The organism is Variovorax sp. GW531-E2 (assembly GCF_059423125.1).
Genome location: NZ_JBWKXQ010000001.1, coordinates 122,849 through 145,367 on the forward strand (window position 1 = coordinate 122,849; position 22,519 = coordinate 145,367).

The window sequence follows — 22,519 nt, forward strand, 5'->3', positions numbered from 1 at the left end:
CGCGCTGCGGTCCATTTCCGGAGTCGGCCGAGCGGCCTGCCGTGTCTCTTCGGCGGTCACGCACATGGTTACAACCCCGTGCCGCAGACCCGCTCCTCGCGTTGCGCGGCAGCCGGCTGGACATGGCCGGATGTGGCCCGGTTCCCGGTTGATCGAATTGCGGCCGGACCCTCGGCTTGTGCATTGCATCAATTAATTCTTATGGCAAAGGTTCTCATTGCAGGATGGCATGCACATGCTCTTTCAGTTGTGAATCGGCTGCGATGAATTGAGGCGTTGGCGCGCCATTCATGAGCAGCGAGTTCTTTGCCGTCAAGGAATAGGGAATTCCCGCCCCGATTTTCTACGGAATCCCGTAGTTGAAAATTGGAAATAAATCGGGTAATTCAATCGGACGGAATTCGCAAAGGCTTCGATCGCCTGGCTGTCGAGGGAAGATCGCCTTGAGCGGAGATGAATACGGCGATGGATATGCCTTCCATATGAGCAAGTGAATGGATCGCGACGTGTGAGTAACAATTAATTTCAGATTGAGGGGAAAAGCAAAGGAAGCCGTTGTTTTTGCGATTTTTTGACGGTGTTGGCTCGAAAAGATAGAACGTTAATAGTGGACACATTTGCATATTTGTCGTCACACTTTGAGCCATGCCAAGGTCTCAATCGCCCCAATTCCTTCGCCCACGCCCTCATCGATTTGCGCTGGAAAGCCGGCAGCTATTTGATGGCGCCGCTTTTGTGGAGGCCGCCGCGGCGGCACCGGCGGACGCGCCGCAGGGCCCGCACGGGGATGCGCCGCATGCCGCCGACGCGGCAGCGCCCGTTGCCGTGCCGCATGGGCGCGAAAGCACGCCCGAAGCGGATGCGCGATCCGGGCCCGGCCCGGCCCCGGCCTCGTCCAGCGAGGTCTACGTCGTCGACAAGAACGTTGCCAATTGGCAGCAGCTCGCGGCTTCGGTGCCGCAGGGCGCCGGCCTGATCCTGCTGGACACCGGCTCGTCCGGCGTCGAACAGCTGCGCCAGGCGCTCGAAGGGCGCAGCGGCCTCACGGCGCTGCACATCCTCAGCCACGGCAGCGCTGGCGAGATCACGCTGGGCAACGAAACCCTCGACGTCGCGGGCCTGGCGCGTACGGCCGGCGCCTGGCAGGCGATCGGCGCGAGCCTGGGTGCGGACGGCGACATCCTGCTCTACGGGTGCGACGTGGGCGCCGACGGGCAACGCTTCGTGCAGGCCCTGGGCCGCGCCACGGGTGCCGACGTGGCGGCGTCGAGCGACGCCACCGGCGCGGCGTCGCGCCAGGGCGACTGGTCGCTCGAGGTCGCGACCGGCCTCATCGAGTCGCGCGCCTTCGCCGCCGCCGACTACGACGGCCTGCTGGCCGCGCCCACGGTTTCGACGACCACGCCGCGCCTCACGGTCAGCGAACCCAGCGCGCTCAACGCGCCGGGCGCCGACCGCGCCACGCTCAGCGGCTGGACGCTCACGGACGACGGCGCGGGCAACGTCACGGTCGACGTGACCGTCGAGAACCCCGCGCTGGGCGCGCTGTCCAGCGCCAGCATGAGCGGCGTCACCACCGTGCCCGGCGGCTACCGCTTCGTCGGCAGCGTGGCCGACGCCAACGCCTGGATCAACCAGCTGGTGTTCACCGCCGCCGACACCGAACTGGGCAACGCCACGGCCACCACACGCATCCTGGTGTCGATCACCGATTCGGAAACGCCGGCGCTCACCGCCAACCGCGCGCTCGACGTGACGATCACGCCGTCGAACGACCCGACCACGGTGGCCGACGCGGCGCAGACGGTCTCCGAGGGTGGCACCACGCTGCTGACCGGCACCACGCTCAACGCCGTCGACCCCGAGGTCACGATCGGCTCGCAGAACACCGGCCAGATCGTCTACGGCATCGCGACCAACACCACGCACGGCTACCTCACGCTCAACGGCGAGCGCATCGGCGTGGGCTCGGTCTTCACGCAGGCCGACGTGCTCGCGGGCCGCGTCGCCTACGTGCACACGGCCACCGGCGCGGACCAGAACCTGGCCGACAGCTTCGTCATCGTCGTCAACGACGGCGCCACGCCGCTGGCCGGCTCCGACCACGCCACCATCACGCTGAACGTCACGCCGCTGAACCAGCCGCCCGTGGTCTCGGGCGGGGGCAGCGTGTTCGAAGGGCAGCCGCCCAACGCCATCGATACCGGCGGCAACCCGGCCTCGGTCGTGGGCAACTTCATCGTCGCCGACGGCGGCGGCGACGACGCCAGCGGCGACCTCACGGTGCGGCTGACCAGCCTGCCCACCGACGGCACGCTGTACTTCACGGGCACGGTGCTGATCGGCGGCGTGCCCCAGAACGTCACCAACCGCGCCATCACGCAGGCCGACATCGATGCCGGCTTCGTGTTCGGCTACGACGACCGCGGCGGCCTCACCTACGGCAACAACGGCCAGCGCGACAACAACGGACAGAGCTACCCGTTCACCGACGGCTTCGGCGTCACGGTGAGCGACGCCGGCGGCGGCACGGGCACGCCGTCGTCCACCTCGGGCACCATCGCCATCAACGTGCGCCCGGCCAACGACGACCCGGTGCTCGACCCCGGCAGCACGCTCGAGGCGACCGTCGACCCGGCGGGCGGCGGCTACACCGTCACGCTCACGCCCGGCATGCTCGGCGCGACCGACGTCGATTCGAGCGACGACAACCTGACCTTTGCCGTCACCTCGATGAACGGCCTGAACCAGGGCTACCTGCTGCTCGACGGAAAGATCCTGCCGCCGGGCGGCACCTTCACCATGGAAGACGTGCGTTCGGGCCGCGTGCAGTACGTGCAGACGCAGGGCGCGGCGGCGGGCGACACCGACACCTTCAGCTTCCAGGTGGTCGACAACACGCTCGGCCCGACCTGGGACGCCAACGGCAACACCGTGATCCGCGAAGGCGCCGACCGCAACCCCGACGGCACGCTGAAGACCTACGAGTTCACGATCAACCTCGTCGAAACCCCGGCGGGCAATGGCGATCCGCTGCAGACCATCGACGGCACCGTCACCACCTCGGGCTCCAACCACGCGGGCACCGACCAGAACGGCGCCACGCGCGGCACACTCAGCGAAGGCGGCTCGGTGGTGCTGGGCGGCACCGGCTCCGACTTCAACACCGTGCCCGGCCTGAGCTACGTGGTCGAAGGCGTGCCGCCGTCGCAGGTGATCTACACGGTCACCGACTACACCGGCACCACGGGGCCGGTGCGCAACGGCGTGCTGCAGCGCTTCGATGGCGCGACGTGGGTCGACATCGACACCTACGAGACCTTCACGCAGGAAGACCTGAACGCCGGGCGCATCCGCTTCCAGCACGACGGCGATGTGGAAGACTTCGAATCGGCCGTGTCGCTCTCGGTGACGGCCGGCGTCGCCGTGGGCGGCGTGCGCAACGTCTGGAACACCAGCTTCTCGTTCTTCATCACGCCGGTCAACGACGTGCCCGTGGCCACCGGCTCGTCGAACACGGTCATCCGCGAAGGCGAGACCGCCTACCTCACGACCGGCCAGATCCGCGTCGTCGACGCCGACGACGCCGCGAGCGAAAGCTATCTCGAAGGCTCGGCCACGCTGCTGAACGGCGACCCGAACTACGCCTTCAACAACGCCGGCAGCGGGCCGGGCGCGATGCAGTTCGAGTTCGACAGCCTGCCCACCGGCGGCCAGCTGCAGTACTGGAACGGCGCCGCCTGGGTGGCCGTGGCCGTGGGGCAGCGCATCGACGCCTCGCTCATCACCGGCAGCGCCGGCACCACGGGCCTGCGCTTCGTGAGCGACGGTTCCGAGGTGCGCACCACCCAGTTCAACGTGCATGCCGTGGACCGCTGGGGCGCTGCGTCGAACCCTGTCACCGTCGGCATCCAGATCACCAACGTCAACGACGCGCCGGTGATCGCGCCCGACCCGACGCAGCCCGACCCGCCCGGCACCGCCAACCAGCCGCTGACCGTGGCCGAGGGCGGGCGTGGCCAGATCACGCCGGGCATGCTCAGGGCCTTCGACCCTGACAGCACGCTCACGCAGCTGCAGTACACGATCACCTCCGTCACCACGCACGGGCGCGTCATGTACTCGACCGACGGCGTCAATTTCGTGGCGCTGGGCGTGGGCTCCTCGTTCACGCAGGCCGACGTGAACGCCGGGCGCATCTACTATTTCAATTCGGGCGACGAATCCGACGGCCACACCGAAGCCAACGGCGATCCGCCGAGCGACCGCTTCACCTTCACGCTGAGCGACGGCGACAAGGAACAGGCCGGCGGCCAGTTCTGGATCTACGTCACGCCGCTGAACGACGCGCCCACGGTGACCGCGCCGGCCGGGCCGATCGACATCGACAGCAGCAATCCGGCGCACAACCCCGTGCCCGGCTTCCACGTGGGCGACACCGACCTGGACGCGGTGATCCAGGGCGAGACCGACTTCGTCCAGGTGACGGTGCGGCTGCTGGACGCCAACGGCAACCCGTTGACTGCCGCGGCCTACGCGGGCGCCACCATCGGCTCGACCTCGATGGGCGGCGTGACCGTCGATGCCGACAAGAACGGCAACGGCGACTTCCTCATGCTGCGCGGCACGCGCGCGCAGGTGAACGCCGCGCTGGCGGGCCTCACGCTCACCTTCGACACCGACCGCGACCAGGCCTACCGGCTGCAGGTGATCGTCGACGACCGCCTGCGCGACACCGCCACCGGCGTGCTGCAGCCCGGCGCCAACGGCGGACCGCAGAACGAGCCGAGCGTGCCGGGCGGGCCGAACATCGCGATCCCGACCACCGAGTACGACTGGTACGCCGACGCCGTGCCCACCACCGGCGACATCACGGGCAACCTCGCGGCAGCCTCGGTGCTGGTGCGCGCGTCCAGCGAGAACGACCCGGGCGTGCTGGTCGTGCCGCCCGTGCACACGGTCTATGAAGACCAGCCGACCTACATCGGCACGGGCTTCGTGGTGTCCGACCCCGAGTCGGCCGCCTTCGGCACGCCGATCACGCTGCGGCTGACCGTGCCCAACGGCACGCTGGGCATCGGCGGCACCGGAGGCCAGACGAGTTTCACGCTGCCCAGCGGGCGCATCGTGACCATCGCCGGCGACAACACCGGCGCGCTCACGCTCACCGGGCGTGCCAGCGACATCCAGGAACTGATCACCAGCGGCGCCGCCACGGGCCTGACCTACCGCAGCGCGGCGGACGTCAATCACGACCTCAACGGCGCCGACGCCGGCGACGTGACGCTCCTCGTCTCCTTCGACGACACCGGCTCGCAGATCGGCGGCGACACCGGCGGCGGCAGCGTGTCGAACAACCCGCCCGACATGACGATGGCGCTGACCATCGTGGCGGTCAACGACGCGCCGACGGCCGGGCTCACGCCGGGCATCAACCCGAACACGCCGCTGAACCTGACCGGCGGCGACACGCCGTCGGCCGTGCCGGGCTTCGTCGTGGGCGACCTGGACATCGACGGCGACGGCGGCGGCATCGCGCCCGGCGAGGCCGACTTCCTTCAGGTCACCGTGCGCATCACCAACGGCGCGGGCGCACCGCTGGGCGCGTCGTTCTACCAGGACGGCGGCAGCGACGTCATCACCATCACCTCGGCCAATGCAGCCGGCTCGGGCGTGACCATCGACAGCACCTACGACGGCACCGGCAGCGCGCTCGTCATCCGCGGCACACGCGCGCAGGTGCAGGCCTACCTCGACGGCCTGCAGGTGGCGCTGGGCGGCGGCCTGGCCAACACCGACCAGAACTTCCGTGTCGAAGTCGTCGTGGACGACCGCCTGCGCGAGAACAGCAGCGGCGCGCTGGCGGGCGGCGCCAACGGCGGCGACAACAACAACACGGGCGGCGGCACGGTGGCGGTGCCCACCACCAACGTCGATCCCTATGCGCTGATCCCCGCCGGGCTGACGGCCAACGTGGCCTCGGCCTACCGCACGCTGTTCCCGTCGTCGATCAACGACCCGGCCCACATCGCGGCCGGCAACCCGACGGTGAACGAAGGCAACGGCAGCGTCACGCTGACCGGCCTCACGGTCACCGACCAGGACGCGGGCGCCACCAGCGTGCTGACGGCCACGGTGTCGGTGCCCAACGGATTCGTCATCAGCGGCGTGGGCGGCAGCGGCGGCATAGTCAGTGCGACCGGTGGCCCCAGCATCACCATCACCGGCACGCTGGCCGAGATCAACAGCCGCATCAACGCCATTTCCGTCGCACTGCCCAACGCACCGGGCGTGGCAACGGCGGCCGACTGGAACGGCGCGTTCACCGTGACCGTCGTGGTGGACGACGAGGGCAACACCGGCGGGCGCCCGGGGGCCCTGGCGCCCGGCGACAACAGCACGACCGGCACCTTCGCCTACGAGGACGGCGTCAGCAACCACCTGGTCACCACACGCACCTTCGTCTTCACGGTGGCACCGGTCAACGATGCGCCCGTGGTGAGCGGCAGTACCGAAACCCTGCCGCCCGTCAACGAAGACGTGGGCACCAGCGCCGCAGGCACGCGGGTGGACACGCTGTTCAGCAGCCACTACCGCGACGGCGCCGACCAGATCGACAACAGCGGCAACGGTGGCACCGGCGGCAGCTCGTCCGACACCTTCTTCGGGGTCGCGATTTCCGCCCACACCCCGAACGCCGCGCAGGGCAGCTGGCAGTACCTGCTCCCAGGCGGGGCCTGGACCGACGTGGGCGCGCGCACCAACGCCAACGCCCTGGTGCTCGGTGCGGACGCGCAGCTGCGCTTCGTGCCCGCCGCGAACTTCCACGGCACGCCCACGACGCTGACCGTGCGGCTGGTCGAGACCGACACCAACAACGACAGCGCCACGGCCGATCCCACCTCGGGCTCGACGGTCAACGTGGCGGGTGCCAACAACGGCGGCAGCACCGTCTACAGCGGCGGCACCATCGTGCTCAGCACCACGGTGATCAACGTGAACGACCGGCCGACCGCCACCGATGCGACCGTGCCCGCCGGCGTCGAGGACGTGACGGGTGCCGGTGTGCGCGTCGACACGCTGCTGGGCGGCGGCTACGGCGACGCGATCGACAACCAGACGGCCATCAGCGGCGGCGGCGATGCATCGACCTCGTTCGGCGGCATCGCCATCGTGGGCAACAACGCCAACGCCAACGCCGCGCAGGGCGCGTGGGAGTACAGCCTGAACGGCACCGACTGGCTCGCCGTGCCGACGGGCGCCTCCGACACCAGCGCCTTGCTGCTGCCCACCAGCGCGCAGCTGCGCTTCGTGCCGGCGGCCGACTTCAACGGCACGCCCGGCGGGCTGGTCGTGCGCGTGTCCGATGCGCCGGTGGCGGCGGGCAGTGGCGACATCAGCGCCACCGTCAACGACGCCACCAGCCAGTGGTCGGTGCTGCGCAACGTGTCGACCACCATCGCGCCGCGCAACGACGCGCCGGTGATCGGCGGCACCACCGGCGCGACCGCGGTGGAGAACAACCAGACCGGCACCGGCGTCAGCATTCCGCCCGTGGCGCTGGTCAGCGGCGGCACGGTCGGCGACCTCGACCTGGCGACCACGCCTGGCCTGGCCGCCAGCGTGTTCGGCGCGGGCTCGCTCACCGTGAGCCTGGACGGCTACCAGCCGGGCGACCAGCTGTTCGTCAACGGCGTGCTGCCCGCGGGCGTCAGCGTCTCGGGCGGCAACGGCGCGCCGCTGGTGGTGCAGTTCGACGCCGACACCACCGTGGCCGAGGTGCGCGCGGTGCTCGACCAGCTGTCCTACCGCAGCAGCAGCGACAACCCGACCGCTTTCGGCACCGACAACGAGCGCGTCTACACCATCGTGCTCAACGACGGCAACAACGTGCAGCCCGGCGGCAACGCGGGCGGCCCGCAGCCGCTGAACAGCAACGTGCTCACCGGCACGCTGACCATCACCGCCGTGAACGACCCGCCGATCGCGGTGGACGACACGCACAGCATCGACGAAGACACGGTGTCGGTCGGCAGCAATGTCATCACCGGGCGCATTCCGGGCGAGGCCGACTCCGACCCTGACAACACCACCGCACAGCTGAGCGTCACCAGCATCCGCACCGGCCCCGAGCTCGGTGCGGGCTCGTTCGGCACGCTGGGCAACCCGCTCACCGGCACCTACGGCAGCATCGTGCTGAACGCCGACGGCAGCTACACCTATGCGTTGAACAACACGGACCCGCGCGTGCAGGCGCTGATCGTCGGCGAGACGCTCACCGACCTGTTCACGTACACCATCTCCGACGGCGCCGGCGGCACCGACACCGCGCAGATCACCATCACGATCCGCGGCGCCAACAACGACGTGCCGGGCATCACGGTGACCGACGCCAACGGCAACGCGACCGGCCAGGTGACGGTGCACGAGTCGGGCCTGACGAGCGTGGGCGACACCAGCGAGACGGCGGGCGCGGGCTTCAATATCGCGGCGGCCGACGGCGTGGCGAGCATCAACGTGGGCGGCACGATGGTGACGCTGGCGCAGCTGCAGGCACTCACGCCGGGCGCACCGATCACGATCAACACGCCCGACGGCCAGATCCGCCTCACGGGCTTCAGCGGCACCACGCTGGCCAACGGCGTCGTGACCGGCGGCACGGTCAGCTACACCTACACGCTGACCTCGGCGCAGAACCACAGCGCGGGCGAAGTGACCGAGGCGGTGGCGCTGAGCGTGACCGACCGCGACGGCGACGTGGCCAGCGGCACGCTCACGGTGCTGATCGTGAACGACGTGCCCACCGCGAACCCCGACACGAACAGCGTCACCGAAGACGCCGCGCCGAACCCCGTGAGCGGCAACGTGAAGACCAACGACCGCGAGGGCGCGGACACCGCCGTGCCGGTGACGGGCGTGAGCTTCGGCGGCACGGCCGGCACGGTCGGCAGCGCGCTGGACACGGAATACGGTTCCATCGTGCTGAACGCCGACGGCAGCTACAGCTACACGCTGGACAACAGCGACCCGCGCGTCAACGCGCTGAAGGACGGCGAGACGCTCACGGACACGGTGAGCTACACCCTCACCGACGCGGACGGCGACACCTCGACCACCACGCTGACGATCACCATCCACGGCCGCACCGACGCCAGCCCCGAGATCGTGCCGGTGGACGGCAACGGCGCGGCCACGGGCCAGACCGAGGTCTACGAGCGCGGCCTGGTCGACGGCCTGGGCGGTCCCGATGCGCGCGAGAACGGCAGCGGCGTCGTCACGGTGTCGGCGGCCGACGGCCTGCAGACCGTCACCGTGGGCAACCGCACGCTGACGCTGGCCGAGCTGGCCAACCTGGGCACCACGCCGGTCGTCATCACGACGCCGCTGGGCACGATCACGCTGACGGGCTTCACGGCCACCACCTCGGTGGGCGGCGTGCCGACGGCGGGCAACCTGGCCTACACCTACACGCTGCGCGCGCAGGTGTCGCAGCCGAACGCGACCGAGAGCACCGAAGCCATCGACCTGAAGGTGACCGACGCCGGCGGCGCCACGGCCACGGGCACGCTCACCGTGCGCATCGTGGACGACGTGCCGCAGGCCACCGACGACACGGCCGCCATCACCGAAGACGCCGCGCCGAACACGGTGTCGGGCAACGTGGCGAGCAACGACACCATCGGCGCGGACGACCGCAACGTCGCGCCGGTGACGGGCGTGAGCTTCGGCGGCGCGGCCGGCACGGTGGGCGCGTCGATCACGACCACGTATGGCGCCATCGTGCTGAACGCCGACGGCAGCTACACCTACACGCTGAACAACGCCGACCCGCGCGTGCAGGCGTTGTCGGTGGGCGAGATGCTGACCGAGCAGGTGCGCTACACGATCACCGATGCCGACGGCGACACCAGCACCGCCACGCTCACGATCACCATCCGCGGCGCCAACGACCTGCCGGGCCTCACCGTCACCGACGCCAACGGCGCGGCGACCGGGCAGGTCACGGTGTTCGAGTCGGGCCTGGTGAGCATCACCGACACGGGCGAGCGTGCCGCCAGCAGCTTCAACATCACCGCGGCGGACGGCGTGGCCAGCATCAACGTCGGCGGCACGGTGGTGACGCTGGCGCAGCTGCAGGCGCTCACGCCGGGCGCGCCGATCACGATCACCACGCCCGACGGCCAGATCCAGCTGACGGGCTTCAGCGGCACCACGCTGTCCAACGGCATCGTGACCGGCGGCGCGGTCAGCTACACCTACACGCTGGGCGCTGCGCAGAGCCATCGCTCCGGCGGCGTGCTGACCGAAGTGACCGAGCAGATCGCGCTGTCGGTGACCGACCGCGACGGCGACGTGGCCAACGGCACGCTCACCGTGCTCATCATCAACGACACGCCGCAGGCCACCGACGACACGGCCGCCATCACCGAGGACGCGGTGCCCGACACGGTGAGCGGCAACGTGAAGGCCAACGACCGCGACGGCGCGGACAACGGCAACGGCGTGCCGGTGACGGGCGTGAGCTTCGGCGGCGCGGCCGGCACGGTGGGCGTGTCGCTCACGACCACGTACGGCGCCATCGTGCTGAACGCCGACGGCAGCTACACCTACACGCTGGACAACGACAACGCCGCCGTCAACGCGCTCAAGACCAACGAGCAGCTGACCGAGACGGTGCGCTACACGATCACCGATGCCGACGGCGACATCAGCACCGCCACGCTGACGATCACCATCCATGGCCGGCTGGACGGCGATCCGGCCATCGGCGCCGTGGACGGCAACGGTGCGGCCACGGGGCAGGCGGAGGTGCACGAGCGTGGGCTGGTCGACGGCCCGGCCGGCCCCGACACCCGCGAGCGCACCACCGGCACGATCGTGGTCTCGGCGAGCGACGGCATGCGCAGCGTCACCGTGGGCGGGCGCACGCTGACGCTGGCCGAGCTGGCGAACCTGGGCACGACACCGGTCACCATCGACACGCCGCGCGGCACGCTGGTGCTCACCGGCTTCACGCCCACCAGTTCGGTGGGCGGCGTGCCGACGACGGGCGAGCTGGCCTACACCTACACGCTGGACGGGCAGGTGGCGCAGCCGAACGCCACCGAGAGCACGGAAGACATTGCGCTGCTCGTGACCGACGCCGGCGGCGACACGGCCACGGGCACGCTCACCGTGCGCATCGTGGACGACGTGCCCGAGGCCGTGAACGACACCCATGCCATCACCGAGGACGGCGTGCCGAACACGGTGGGCGGCGACGTGAAGGCCAACGACACCCTCGGCGCCGACGACGCCAACGGCGTGCCCGTGACGGGCGTGAGCTTCGGCGGCGTGGCCGGCACGGTGGGCGTGCCGATCACCACCACCTACGGGCGCATCGTGCTGAACGCCGACGGCAGCTACACCTACACGCTGAACAACGCCGACCCGCGCGTGCAGGCGCTGGTCGTGGGCGACACACTGACCGAGGTGGTGAGCTACACGCTCACCGACAACGACGGCGACACCAGCACGGCCACGCTGACCCTCACCATCCACGGCGCCAACGACGGCGTGACGCTGGTGATCGGCGACAACAACGGCCCCGACACGGCCGGGCAGGCCACCGTGTACGAGCGCGGCCTGGTCGAGCCGGGCGACGCGAGCGAGACCGTCTCGGGCAGCTTCTTCGTCGCGGCGCCCGACGGCCTGGGCAGCATCGCGGTGCACGGCACCACGCTCACGCCGGCGCAGCTGGCCGCGCTCGGCACCAGCCCGGTCACCATCGCCACCGACCGCGGGCGCATCACGCTCACCGGCTTCGATGCGGCCACGGGCACCGTGCGCTACACCTACGTGCTGGGCGCCGCGCAGAGCCATGCGGGCGGGCAGGTCACCGACGACATCGCGTTGCAGGTGACCGACCGCGACGGCGACACCACGCAGGGCACGCTGCGCGTGCTGGTGATCGACGACGTGCCCACGGCACGCAACGACGCCACCGCCATCGGCACTGCGCGCCCCGGCGCCACGGCGACCGGCAACGTGTTCGGCGGCGACGGCATGGGCGCGAACGACGTGGCCGACCGCCTCGGCGCGGACGGCACGCCGACGCCGGTCACGGGCGTCTCTTTCGAAGGCGTGGCCGGCACCATCGGCGGCTCGACGGCAGGGCGCTACGGCAACCTGCGCCTGAACGCCGACGGCAGCTATAGCTATTCGGTGAACGCCAGCAACGTGCGCGTGGCCTCGCTGGGCGACGGCCAGACGCTGACCGAGGTGTTCGACTACGTCATCACCGACGCCGACGGCAGCACCAGCACGGCGAAGCTGGTCGTCACGATCAACGGCACCTCGCAGCACCGGCCGCTCGCGGGCGACCAGGTGTTCCCGGCCGACTTCGGCGACACCAGCCGCCGCATCGACCAGTCGATGACGCCGGCGCTGTTCGTGCAGATCGCGGTGCAGGAATCGCAGCGCCTGAGCCAGATGCTGTCGGGCGCGATCGCCGCGCGCGCGCTGGGCGGCGACCGCCTCTTCGGCGAAGACCGTCCCACCGACCTGTGGGGCGAGCCGCAGGGCGTGGACTACGCCGAGCACGTGAGCCGCGACGGCGTGGCCTTCTCGCTGCGCATGGTGCGCGACGTGGAGCAGACGCTCGCTTTGCGCGGCGTCACGGCCGGCAAGCTGGTCGACGGCGCGAGCCCGCTGTTCGGCGACTTCGACAGCTTCTCGGCGCCGCAACAGCAAGCGCCGCAGGAGGCGCCGGCGCGCGACGGCGGGCGCATCGTGGTGCCGCGCGCCGATGCGGCGCATCCGTCCACCGAGGCTGCGCAGGCCGATGCGGCGCCGGCGGCCGGTGCCGCCGCGCCGGCGGCCACCGACACGGCGCGCTCGTTCTCCAGCCGCGTGGCCGCGGCCGCCGCGGAGCGCGACGCGGTGCGCGAGCTGCTGCGGCATCCGCAGCGCGCCACGCCCACCGTGCGCGTGCCCACGAGTTGATCGACGCAGAGAAAAACGCCGGAGCCATCGAACCATGTCCTACCCATCGAGCACCATGACCGACATTCACAAGCAACCCGCGTCGACCTTCCGTTTCCCCCTGTCGTGGACCGCCGCCGCGGCCGCGCTGATGCTGGCCGGCTGCAGCATGACGCCCGTGCAGCTCACGCGCGACGAGATCGTGGTGCGCGTGCGCCACGACCAGAAGCAGCTGTACAAGGACCAGGCCACGGTCGCCACGCCGATGACCTATTCGGAGGTGCTGGCGCGCGCGCTCAAGTACAACGCCGACTACCGCCTGAAGCTCATGGAGTCGGCCCTGGCGCGCGGCCTGCTCGACGTGTCGGCCGCCGACATGCTGCCCAAGCTGGTGGCCGACGCCGGCTACAACGACCGCAGCAACGACTCGGGCGGCACCAGCATCGGCATCGAGGACCGCGTGGTGAGCCTGCGGCCCTCGACTTCGGAGCAGCGCTCGCACTACTACGGCCGTGCCACGCTGTCGTGGAACGCGCTCGACTTCGGCATCAGCTACTTCCGCGCCAAGCAGGCGGCCGACGAGGTCAACATCGCGGAGGAGCGCCGCCGCAAGATCCTGCAGAACATCGCGCAGGACGTGCGCAGCGCCTACTGGCGTGCCATCGGTGCGCAGCAGCTCATCGGCGATGCCGACCGGCTGGCCGTGCGCATCGAGGACGCGTTGAAGAAGTCGCGCGAGGCCGAGCGCGCCGGCGTGCTGCCGCCCGCGCAGGGCCTGGCCTACCAGCGTGCGCTGCTCGACGCGATGTCGCTGGTCAACGCCAAGCGCCAGGAAATGCAGTTCGCCAAGCGCGAGCTGGCCGCGCTCATGAGCCTGCCGCCGGGCGTCGACTTCACGCTGGTCGAAGGGCCGCAGGACGGGCGCGCGCCGGTCACGCTGGACATCGACAAGCTCGAGGTCGCCGCGCTGGAAAACCGTGCCGAGCTGCGCGAGGAAGACTACAAGGCGCGCATCGGCATCGCCGAGACCAAGAAGCAGATCGCCTCGCTGTTCCCCAGCCTCAACCTGTACGCCGGGGCGCGCTACGACTCCAACTCCTTCCTCTACAACAGCAACTGGAGCGACGCGGGCGTGAGCCTGTCGATGGACCTGTTCCGGCTGGCGGCCATCCCGGCCATCAACCGCACCAACGACGCGCGCAAGAAGACCGACGAGGCGCGCCGCCTGGCGCTGACCATGGCGGTGGTCACGCAGGTGCGCGTGTCGGCCGAGCGCTACAAGCTGGCGGTGGTCGACCAGGAGCTGGCGGCCGAATCCAGCCGCGTCGACCAGCGCATGGCCAGCGTGGCGCGCGCCGGTGCCAGCAACCAGCTCGAGAGCGAACTCGAGGCGCTGCGCGTCGATGCGCGCGCGCTGGTGTCGCGTTTCCAGCTCGCCACGGCCTATGCGGCCACGCAGACCTCGTACGGCCGGGTGCTCAACTCGGTCGGCATCGACCTGATGCCGGCCACGGTGGCCAGCACCGACATCAAGACCGTCGCCAAGGCCATCGAGCAGAGCATGGCCGAAGGCGAGAAGGCGGTGTTCCTCGAAGCGGCGCTGATCCCGGTGCGCAACCGGCCGGTGAACGTGCGCGTGCGCGACCTGCCGTCGGGCGTGAGCGAAGCGGCGGTGCGCAGCGCGGTCGAGCGCATCGTCACGCGCAACGAGCTGGTGTCGTCGGGTGCTGCCGATGCGCTCGTGCTCACGCTGGCCTTCCAGCGCAACGTGCCGCAGCAGCGCGGCACCACGCGCGCCCAGTGGCGGCTCACGCTGGCCGAGCCGGGCGGGCGCGAGCTGCTGTCGCAAAACTACGCGAGCTACGTGCCGGCCGTGACCACGGAGAGTGCCGTGAGCGCCTTTGCCGAGGCGGCGACGCTGTCGGTGATCACGGACGTGCGGCGCCTGGCGCGCACGGGTGCCACGGTGACGCAGAAGTGAAAGCGAGCCCGCCCTTGAAACCGTCGTCCTTCTCCGTGCTTCGCGTCGGCGTGCTCCTGGCCTGCGCCCTGGGCGGTGCCCTGCAGGCCGGCGCCCAGCCGGCACCCGCGCCGCGCGCCGCCCCGGCGGGTGCGCCGGGCAACCTGGCGCCGGTGCGTTTTCTCGTGGTGGCCGCGCAGGAAAGCGTGCTCTCGGCCTCGGCGCCGGGCCGCTTCGCGAAGGTGCCGGTGAGCCTGGGCGACACGGTGCGCGCGGGCCAGGTGCTGGCCGCCTACGAATGCGACGAGATCCAGGCGCGCCGCGCCGCCGCACGGGCCGAGCACGAGGCCGCCAAGGTGCAGTACGTGGGCAAGCTGAAGCTGCAGGGCCTGCAGTCGGCGGCCGAGATCGAGGTCGAGCTGGCGGCGGCCAACGTGAACAAGGCGCAGAGCCAGGTCCGCATCTTCGACGCGCAGATCGCACAGTGCAATTTCGTGGCGCCGTTCGCCGGCAAGGTGGCGCGCGTGCATGTGAAGGTGGGGCAGGGCGTGAACCCCGGCGCGCCGGTGGTCGAGCTGGTGGGCAACGGCCCGCTGAAGGCGCGCATGAACGTGCCCTCGCAATGGCTCGCGTGGTTGAAGACCGGCCAGCGCCTGGACGCCACGGTCGACGAGACCGGCGCCGCCGTGGTGCTGAAGGTCACGCGCGTGTCGGGCCGCGTGGACGCGGTGAGCCAGACCATCGAGATCGAGGCCGAACTCGCGGGCGACGCGGCCGGCCAGGTGCTGCCGGGCATGAGCGGGCAGGTGCGCGCGCCGGTCGGCAGGGGATGAGCGCCGCGCGCGGCAAGGGCGGAGCGTCGTGACCGATCTCGCGTTCCATGCGCTGGCCGCCAAGGTGCGCGCGGCGCAGCGTCCGGCCGACCTGGCCTTTCTGATCTGCAACGAGACCCACGCGCTCGCGCCGTACCGGCAGGCCGCGCTGGTCGGCTTCTTCGGCGCGCGCCGCACGCGGCTGGTGGCGCATTCGGGGCTGGCCGATGTCGAGTCCGACTCGCCCTATGCGCTGTGGCTGGCCTCGGTGGCCGACCACCTGAAGGCGCGGCTGGACGAACTGCCGGCCGCCGCGCGCGTGCTGGCGTTGTCGCCCGGCATGCTGCCGCCCGCGCTCGCCGCCTCGTGGGCCGACTGGCTGCCCGACCAGGTGTGGGTGCTGCCCATGGCCGACCCCGACGGCCGCGCGCGCGCCGCGCTGTTCCTGGCGCGCGAGGCGCCGTGGCCCACCGAGTTCGACGCCAAGGCGCCCGAGTTCCTGCTGCTGCAAGCGAGCGCGATGTACGGCCATGCGTGGTGGGCGCTGACCGGGCGCCGCCGCTCCATCGGCACGCTGCTGCAGGAAGCCTGGGCGCGCAAGCCGCTGCGCTGGGCGCTGGCGCTGCTGCCGCTCGCGCTGCTGGTGCCGGTGCGCGAGTACGCGCTGCTGCAGGCCGAGGTGATCTCCACGCGCAGCCAGGTGATCGCCTCGCCGCGCGACGGCGTGATCCGCCGCATGACCGTGCCGCCCAACACGCCGGTGGTGGCCGACCAGACCATCGCCGAGCTCGACGACACCACGCTGGACAACCGGCTGGCCGTGGCGCGCGCGGCGCTGTCGACCGCGCGGCTGGAGCTGCACCAGGCCTCGCAGCGGGCCATCGAGTCGCAGTCGGCCAAGGCCGAGCTGAGCCTGGCCGAAGGCAAGCTGCGCGAGCGCGAGGTGGAGGTGAGCGCGCTGCAGCGCGAAGTGGCGCAGCTGCAGATCAAGGCGCCGGCGGCGGGCGTGTTCGTGTACTCCGACCCCGACGACTGGGCCGGCCGTCCGGTGCAGACCGGCGAGCGTGTCGGGCTGCTGGCCGACCCGGCCGCGCTTGGCGTGCAGGCCTGGGCGCCGGTGAGCGAGGCGGTCAACCTCGCACCGGGCGCGCCCATGACCCTGTTCCTGCGCGTGGCGCCGCTGGACCCGGTGTCGGCCCGGCTCGACCACGCCGGCTACCAGGCGGTCGAGGCGCCCAACGGCGTGGCCAGCTACCAGTTGCGCGGCCACCTGAGCGAGCCCTCGGGCGTGGCGCGCATCGGCCTGCGCGGCACGGCGCGCGTGTCGGGCGAGTGGACCGTGCTCGGCTACCTGCTGCTGCGCCGGCCGTTCGCGGCGGCGCGGGAGTGGTGCGGGTGCTGAGCGGCACGGCGCCCGCAGGCCGCGGCGCCCCCGCGGGGGCCGCAGCGCCGCCGCCGTGGCCGGCGCTGCGCGAGGAACTGCAGATCCATCCGGCCGGCGCCAACGGCGACGGCTCGCCGGCCTGGCATGTGTGCGACCCGGTGCGCAACCTGTTCTTTCGCATCGGCTGGCTGGAGTTCGAGATCCTGCAGCGCTGGCCGATGGCCGATGCCGCGCGCATCGCGCAGGCGATCGAACGCGACACCCCGCTGGCGCCCGACGCCGACGACGTGGCGCGCTTCCAGGGCTTTCTCGAACAGCACCAGCTGCTGCGCACCGTGCGCCGCAAGCCGCCGATGCCGGCCTGGCGCTGGCTGCTCAACAACTACCTGTTCGTGCGCATTCCGCTGGTGCGGCCGGCGCGGCTGCTCGAGAAGATGCTGCCCTGGGTCGAGTGGCTCTACAGCCGCTGGTTCGTGGCGCTCAGCGCGCTCGCCGCCGGTGTCGGCGTGCTGCTGGCGGCGCGGCAGTGGGACACGGTGGCGGCCCAGTTGCGCGGCGCCATCAGCTGGGAGGGCGTGCTGGGTTTTGCGGGCGCGCTCGTGGTGTCGAAGCTGCTGCACGAGATGGGGCACGCGCTCATGTCCACGCGCCACGGCGTGCGCGTGGGGCACATGGGCGTCGCGCTGCTCGTGATGTGGCCGATGGCCTACACCGACACCGGCGAGAGCTGGAAACTGGCGCGCTCGCGGCACCGCCTGGCCATTGCGTCGGCCGGCATCTGCGCCGAGCTGGTGCTGGCCGCGTGGTCGACGCTGCTGTGGGCCTTCATGCCCGACGGCGACCTGCGCAACGCGCTGTTCTTTTTGGCGACCACGGCCTGGGTGCTGACGCTCGCGGTGAACGCCAGCCCCTTCATGCGCTTCGACGGCTACTACATGCTGACCGATGCGCTGGATTTTCCGGGCCTGCACGAGCGCGCGGGACAGCAGGCGAGGCGCGCGCTGCGGCGCTGGCTGCTGGGCTTCGACGATCCGTCGCCCGAGACGCTGACGCCCGGCTTCCGGCGCTTTCTCATCGCCTTCGCGTTCGCCACCTGGGTCTACCGGCTCGTGCTGTTCATCGGCATCGCGGTCGTCGTTTACCACGCGTTTTTCAAGGCGCTGGGTGTGTTCCTTTTCATCGTCGAGATGGGCGTGTTCGTGGTGCGGCCGGTGATGGCCGAGTTGCGCGTGTGGCACGCGCGGCGCGACGAGATCAGGCCGCGGCGGCGCATCGTGGCGGTGCTGCTGTTCGCACTCGTGGCGGCCGTGCTGCTGGTGCCGTGGCACGGCGGCATCTCGGCGCCGGGCGTGATCCGGGCCGGCGTCGAGCAGCCCGTGTTCTCACCGTATGCGGCGCGGCTGGCGGCGATGGAAGCGAACGATGGCGCGGCCGTGGCGGCGGGGCAGTCGCTGGTCACGCTCGAAGCGCCCGGCCAGACCGAGGAGCGCGAGAAGGCGCGCGTGATGTCCAGCGCCTACGCGCGCGCGGCGCGCGGCGCCATGGGCCTGGAGGAACGCCCGGCGGCGCAGCAGGTGCTGGCCGAGCAGCAGGCCAGCCGCTGGGACACCGAACGCCGCGCGCGCGACGCCGAGCTGCTGCGCTTGCGGCTGGTGGCGGCGCACGGCGGCACGCTGCGCGACGTCGATCCACTGCTGCAGTCCGGCACGTGGGTGGCGCCGTCGCAACTGATGGCGATGGTGGTCGACGGCCGGCGCTGGCGCGTGGAAGCGCTGGTGCCCGAGCACGACCGCCAGCGCCTGGCGGCTGGCAGCCGCGCGGTGATCCTCGTCAAGGGCCGCACGCGCAAGCTCGAAGGACAGGTGCGCGCCATCGACAACAGCCCGGTGCGCCGGCTGCCGCACCTGCTGCTGGCGCAGGACCACGGCGGGCCGATCGCGCTCAACCCGACCGCGCAGAAGAAAGACCTGCGTCCGGCCGAAGCCTGGTTCCGCGTGACGGTGGAGGGAGAAGACGACGCGCCGGTCGACGGGGTGCGCGAGGTGCGTGCGCATTTCGAAGGCACCCGCGAGAGCCTGGCCCGCCGCTGGGTCCATGCGGCGACCTCGGTGCTGATCGAGCAGTCGGGGTTCTGAACAAGCGCGCCCGCTTGCGCCGGCCGGCCACGTGCCGGCAGGCGATGCCCGCGGTCTGCCTTACAGCCGGGTGTGCTCGGAGTGCGGCATGTCCTGGTCGGAACGCAGGACCGCCAGCATGCTCATGAGCGTCACGCCCGCGGCAAGACCGACCAGGAAAGCAAGCACAACGAGGGAGGGGTCGGTTGTCATGCGGTTCTAACGCCGACCCATCCCGCAAGGTTTACGAGTGTTTACACTTATTTGTCATGTCTGCAGGTCCGGGGTAAACAGGCGTCTGCAAAAGGGTCCCTGTGCCTCGGCACCCACCTGCCACACGGCGTGGCTATAGTCGTTTGACCATGCAGAAACGGATCGAGGTTGTCTTTGTCTCGCGGCGCAATTCGCTGCGCAGCGTGCTGGCCGAGGCCTGTCTTGCCCACCTCGATGCGAAGCGCTTTTCGGTGCGCTCGTGCGGGCAGCCGGGGCGGCTGGCGGCGGACGTGCACCCCGCGGCCGTCGAGGCGCTGGGCAGCGCCGGCATGGCCTTGCCGACCTCGCCGCCGCGCAGCTGGGACCTGCTGGCGCGCGCGGGATCGCACAACGCCGATGTCGTCATCACGCTCGACCCCGCGCTCGAACCGCTGCAGCCGCGCTGGCCCGGCCAGCCCGATGCGGCGCTGTGGCCTTACCCCGACGTGGCTGGCGCCAACACCGGCCCGGACGACGCGGCGCATGGCGCGCTGCAGGTGCTGTACTCGCTGCGCCGCCGGCTCGAGCTGCTGGTCAACCTGCCGCTCGTGGGCGCCGACCGCAGTGCGCTGCGCTCCGACATCCGCGACATGGCGCACATGCGCTGAGGCGTTCTAGGGCGCGGCGAGCCGCAGCACGAAGGTCTTGGTGTGCGGGTCGGTGAGAAACACCTGCGCCACCTGCCAGGCCTGCGCATGCGCGTCGCGCCAGGCGGTGGCGTACTTGATGTCCAGGCGGGTCATGGGGGGCTCGTCGAGCCGCTCGAGCCGGCGCCAGAGCCGGTAGCAGTGCGCGACCTGCCGGGGCGAGCCGAGCAGTTCCTCGAGTTTGATGCGGTAGGTGAATGCCGCCACCATCACGTCGCGCACCGTGACGTTGCGGCCCTCGACTTCGATGGTGTAGAGGTGCTCGGCGGAGTGGATCTCGTCCTTCATGCGGCGGCGCGGAAATCGGGGCGGACGGTGTCGACCTGCGGGGCAGGCCGGTCGGGAGGATGCGCAGAAAGAGGGAGACGGATCACGGCCGCTCCATCCTAGATGGCACGCTGTTTCGGCGCGAGTGCCGAAAGTCATGCGGATGTTCACACATGGTGTCCCTTTGCGCGAAGCGCGTGAAATTGTTATTAAACGAAATTAAATGCTAATACCTAGGAACTATGTCCTAGGGCGGCGCCGGCAGTAGCCCTAAGCTCCTCACTGACATGAGCGCCACACAGCAACATCTTTTCGTCGAACTTTCCGACGGTTGGTCCAGCGAGATCGACATCCGCCAGACCACCGGCGGCCGCTATGCCGGCGTGGCCGAACTCCGCCTGCGTGGGCTCAAGCGCGGCGTGCTCGTCTTCATGCAGCAGCCCTCGCTGGACGCCGCGGTCGCGCGCGTGCGCCTGCGGGCCAGCCAGTTCGCCCGCGAGCGCCTGTCGCTCGCCGAAGCCCGGACCGGCGCACGGGCGAGCTGACCGGGTTCACCCGCACCCGCCGCACCTGCGGTTGAAGTTTTTCTATCCCGGCCATCGGGATTGCCAAACCCGCTGCGCCCGCAAGCGGCGCACCATCGAGGCTCACGGATCTCACCGATGGAGCACACGACATGTTGAAGACCTTCAGGAAAGCCATGGGCGCCGCCATTTCGCTGGCTGGGTTCGTGGTGCTGGTGACCCAGCAACTCTGAACGCCCGGCCTCTTTTCCCGCATGGCCTCGCTCAGGGCCGGGGCGGCAGCAGCGGCGAGGTGTACACCGCCGGCGGCGGACGCTGCGGATACACCGAGGTGCCGAAGGTGTTGCCCATGCGGTGCCCGGTCGCCGCGCGGTTGAACAAGCCCAACTGATTGCCCGGCCGCTGCGTGATCGCTTCCGAAGCCAGCCCGGGCGCCGCGTCGTCCGGCCCGCGTGCCGGCAGGGTGGGTGCGAGCTTGCGGGTCAGGCAGTCGTAGGCGGGCGTGCGCTCGCCGTTCACCACCACTTCGACGCAGCTGCCGTCGGCCTCGCCGCCGCCGGAAGGCGGTGTCTGCGCCGACGCGCCAGTGCCGATCACCGAGAGCATCACGCCGAACAGCCACACACCGACGCGCATCGTTGCACCCCAGGAAAAAAGAAGAAGAAACGCCGTGCCGCGACCACGGCCAACCGGGCAGTCTGGGCCCCGTGCAAGTCAGGAAGAAGACGGAATCTCGCGAGGTCGGAAGTGTGAACGAAACGTCACATGTCGGTCATGCGCGGTCGCTAGTCTCGCCCGCACGCTCACCCGGGCCGCACGGCGGACGGCCGCTTTCCAGACCCTTCGTTGCTGCTGTTGATCCTCCGTCACATGACACGTACTTCCGCATCGGGCGGTGGCCTGACACTGTCCTGGTGCCTGGTCATGGCGCTGGTGATGTGCGCCGCCCACGCCGCGGCAGCCGACGACATGGCGAGCGACGCGCCGGCGCTGCATTTCGATCTGCCGGCGCAGCCGCTGGCGCGCTCCCTCGCCGTCTTCGGCCACCTCACCGGGCATTCGGTGCTCGTCACCAGCCGCCTCACCGACGGCCGCGAGGCGTCGCCGGTGCAGGGCGACTTCGCACCGCGCGACGCGCTGCAGCGGATGCTCGTGGGCACCGGGCTGGTGGCGCGCTACACCGGCGCCAGCGCGTTCACGCTCGTGCCGGCACCGTCGGCGACCGCCGTCCCCGACGAACGCGCGCCGGCGGGTGCCCCCACGGCCGGCAACGTCCCGGCCTTGCAGGCCTACGCGGCCGTGCTGCAGGGGGCGGTCACGCGCGTGCTGTGCATCGCCCAGCCCGACGCCTTCGGCCGCTACCGGCTCGCGGTCCAGTTGTGGATCGACCCGGCGGGCGCCGTCACCGAGGCCCGCCTGCTCGAGGGCAGCGGCGTGCCGGCGCGCGACGCCACGGTGCTCGCCAGCCTGCGCACGCTCGGGCTGGACACGCCGCCGCCGGCCGCGCTGCCGCAACCCGTCACGCTGCTGCTGACCCCGCGCCCCGACCCGGCGCGCGACTGCCGGCCGTACCTGCGCGCGCGCGCAGGCTGAGTC

11 protein-coding genes are annotated in these 22,519 nt (G+C 70.8%); 8 read left to right on the forward strand and 3 right to left on the reverse strand.

The window, feature by feature from the left end:
* Window positions 1-735: 735 nt before the first annotated feature.
* Genes AC07XP_RS00535 through AC07XP_RS00555 form a run of 5 tightly spaced genes read left to right on the forward strand, consistent with a single transcriptional unit; the run spans window position 736 to window position 19,254 of the window.
* Window positions 736-12,984, forward strand: coding sequence for a cadherin-like domain-containing protein (locus AC07XP_RS00535; protein WP_495263461.1), 12,249 nt, complete (start codon window positions 736-738; stop codon window positions 12,982-12,984).
* Between the two features lie 34 nt (window positions 12,985-13,018).
* Window positions 13,019-14,944 (forward strand): TolC family protein, encoded by a 1,926-nt coding sequence (locus AC07XP_RS00540; RefSeq protein ID WP_495263462.1) that lies wholly within the window; start codon window positions 13,019-13,021, stop codon window positions 14,942-14,944.
* A gap of 14 nt (window positions 14,945-14,958) precedes the next feature.
* Entirely contained in the window at window positions 14,959-15,756 is a 798-nt protein-coding gene (locus AC07XP_RS00545) for an efflux RND transporter periplasmic adaptor subunit (RefSeq protein WP_159271345.1), read from the forward strand.
* Between the two features lie 28 nt (window positions 15,757-15,784).
* Window positions 15,785-17,137: an efflux RND transporter periplasmic adaptor subunit gene (locus AC07XP_RS00550; protein ID WP_495263463.1), complete on the forward strand. Its 1,353-nt coding sequence runs from the start codon at window positions 15,785-15,787 to the stop codon at window positions 17,135-17,137.
* Entirely contained in the window at window positions 17,131-19,254 is a 2,124-nt protein-coding gene (locus tag AC07XP_RS00555) for a site-2 protease family protein (RefSeq protein WP_495263464.1), read from the forward strand. The genes AC07XP_RS00550 and AC07XP_RS00555 overlap by 7 nt, the downstream gene beginning before the upstream one ends.
* Window positions 19,255-19,314: 60 nt before the next feature.
* Here the strand turns inward: AC07XP_RS00555 and AC07XP_RS00560 are convergent, their stop codons facing one another.
* A complete protein-coding gene (locus tag AC07XP_RS00560; RefSeq protein WP_255221250.1) occupies window positions 19,315-19,446 on the reverse strand; it encodes a hypothetical protein in 132 nt (43 codons plus the stop codon).
* A gap of 149 nt (window positions 19,447-19,595) precedes the next feature.
* Between AC07XP_RS00560 and AC07XP_RS00565 the strand changes: the two genes are divergently transcribed.
* Window positions 19,596-20,093, forward strand: a complete 498-nt coding sequence (locus tag AC07XP_RS00565; RefSeq protein WP_062482660.1) for an arsenate-mycothiol transferase ArsC — start codon at window positions 19,596-19,598, stop codon at window positions 20,091-20,093.
* Window positions 20,094-20,099: 6 nt separating this feature from the next.
* On the opposite strand, the gene AC07XP_RS00570 is transcribed toward AC07XP_RS00565, so the two are convergent.
* Window positions 20,100-20,420: a hypothetical protein gene (locus tag AC07XP_RS00570; RefSeq protein WP_062482657.1), complete on the reverse strand. Its 321-nt coding sequence runs from the start codon at window positions 20,418-20,420 to the stop codon at window positions 20,100-20,102.
* A 266-nt stretch (window positions 20,421-20,686) separates the two neighbouring features.
* Here AC07XP_RS00570 and AC07XP_RS00575 point away from each other — a divergent pair, with 266 nt between their 5' ends.
* Window positions 20,687-20,944: a hypothetical protein gene (locus AC07XP_RS00575; RefSeq protein WP_062482654.1), complete on the forward strand. Its 258-nt coding sequence runs from the start codon at window positions 20,687-20,689 to the stop codon at window positions 20,942-20,944.
* 243 nt (window positions 20,945-21,187) lie between these two features.
* Here the strand turns inward: AC07XP_RS00575 and AC07XP_RS00580 are convergent, their stop codons facing one another.
* Window positions 21,188-21,559 (reverse strand): hypothetical protein, encoded by a 372-nt coding sequence (locus AC07XP_RS00580; protein WP_495263465.1) that lies wholly within the window; start codon window positions 21,557-21,559, stop codon window positions 21,188-21,190.
* A 234-nt stretch (window positions 21,560-21,793) separates the two neighbouring features.
* On the opposite strand from AC07XP_RS00580, the gene AC07XP_RS00585 reads away from it, so the two are divergent.
* On the forward strand, window positions 21,794-22,516 hold the full coding sequence (locus tag AC07XP_RS00585; RefSeq protein ID WP_495263466.1) for a secretin and TonB N-terminal domain-containing protein: 723 nt from the start codon (window positions 21,794-21,796) through the stop codon (window positions 22,514-22,516).
* Window positions 22,517-22,519: the final 3 nt, after the last annotated feature.

Bases quoted from the DNA above. Each gene is read 5' to 3' on its own strand.
- AC07XP_RS00540 (WP_495263462.1), top strand. From the start codon at position 13,019: ATGTCCTACCCATCGAGCACCATGACCGACATTCACAAGCAACCCGCG.
- AC07XP_RS00560 (WP_255221250.1), bottom strand. From the start codon at position 19,446: ATGACAACCGACCCCTCCCTCGTTGTGCTTGCTTTCCTGGTCGGTCTT.
- AC07XP_RS00565 (WP_062482660.1), top strand. From the start codon at position 19,596: ATGCAGAAACGGATCGAGGTTGTCTTTGTCTCGCGGCGCAATTCGCTG.
- AC07XP_RS00570 (WP_062482657.1), bottom strand. From the start codon at position 20,420: ATGAAGGACGAGATCCACTCCGCCGAGCACCTCTACACCATCGAAGTC.
- AC07XP_RS00575 (WP_062482654.1), top strand. From the start codon at position 20,687: ATGAGCGCCACACAGCAACATCTTTTCGTCGAACTTTCCGACGGTTGG.
- AC07XP_RS00580 (WP_495263465.1), bottom strand. From the start codon at position 21,559: ATGCGCGTCGGTGTGTGGCTGTTCGGCGTGATGCTCTCGGTGATCGGC.
- AC07XP_RS00585 (WP_495263466.1), top strand. From the start codon at position 21,794: ATGACACGTACTTCCGCATCGGGCGGTGGCCTGACACTGTCCTGGTGC.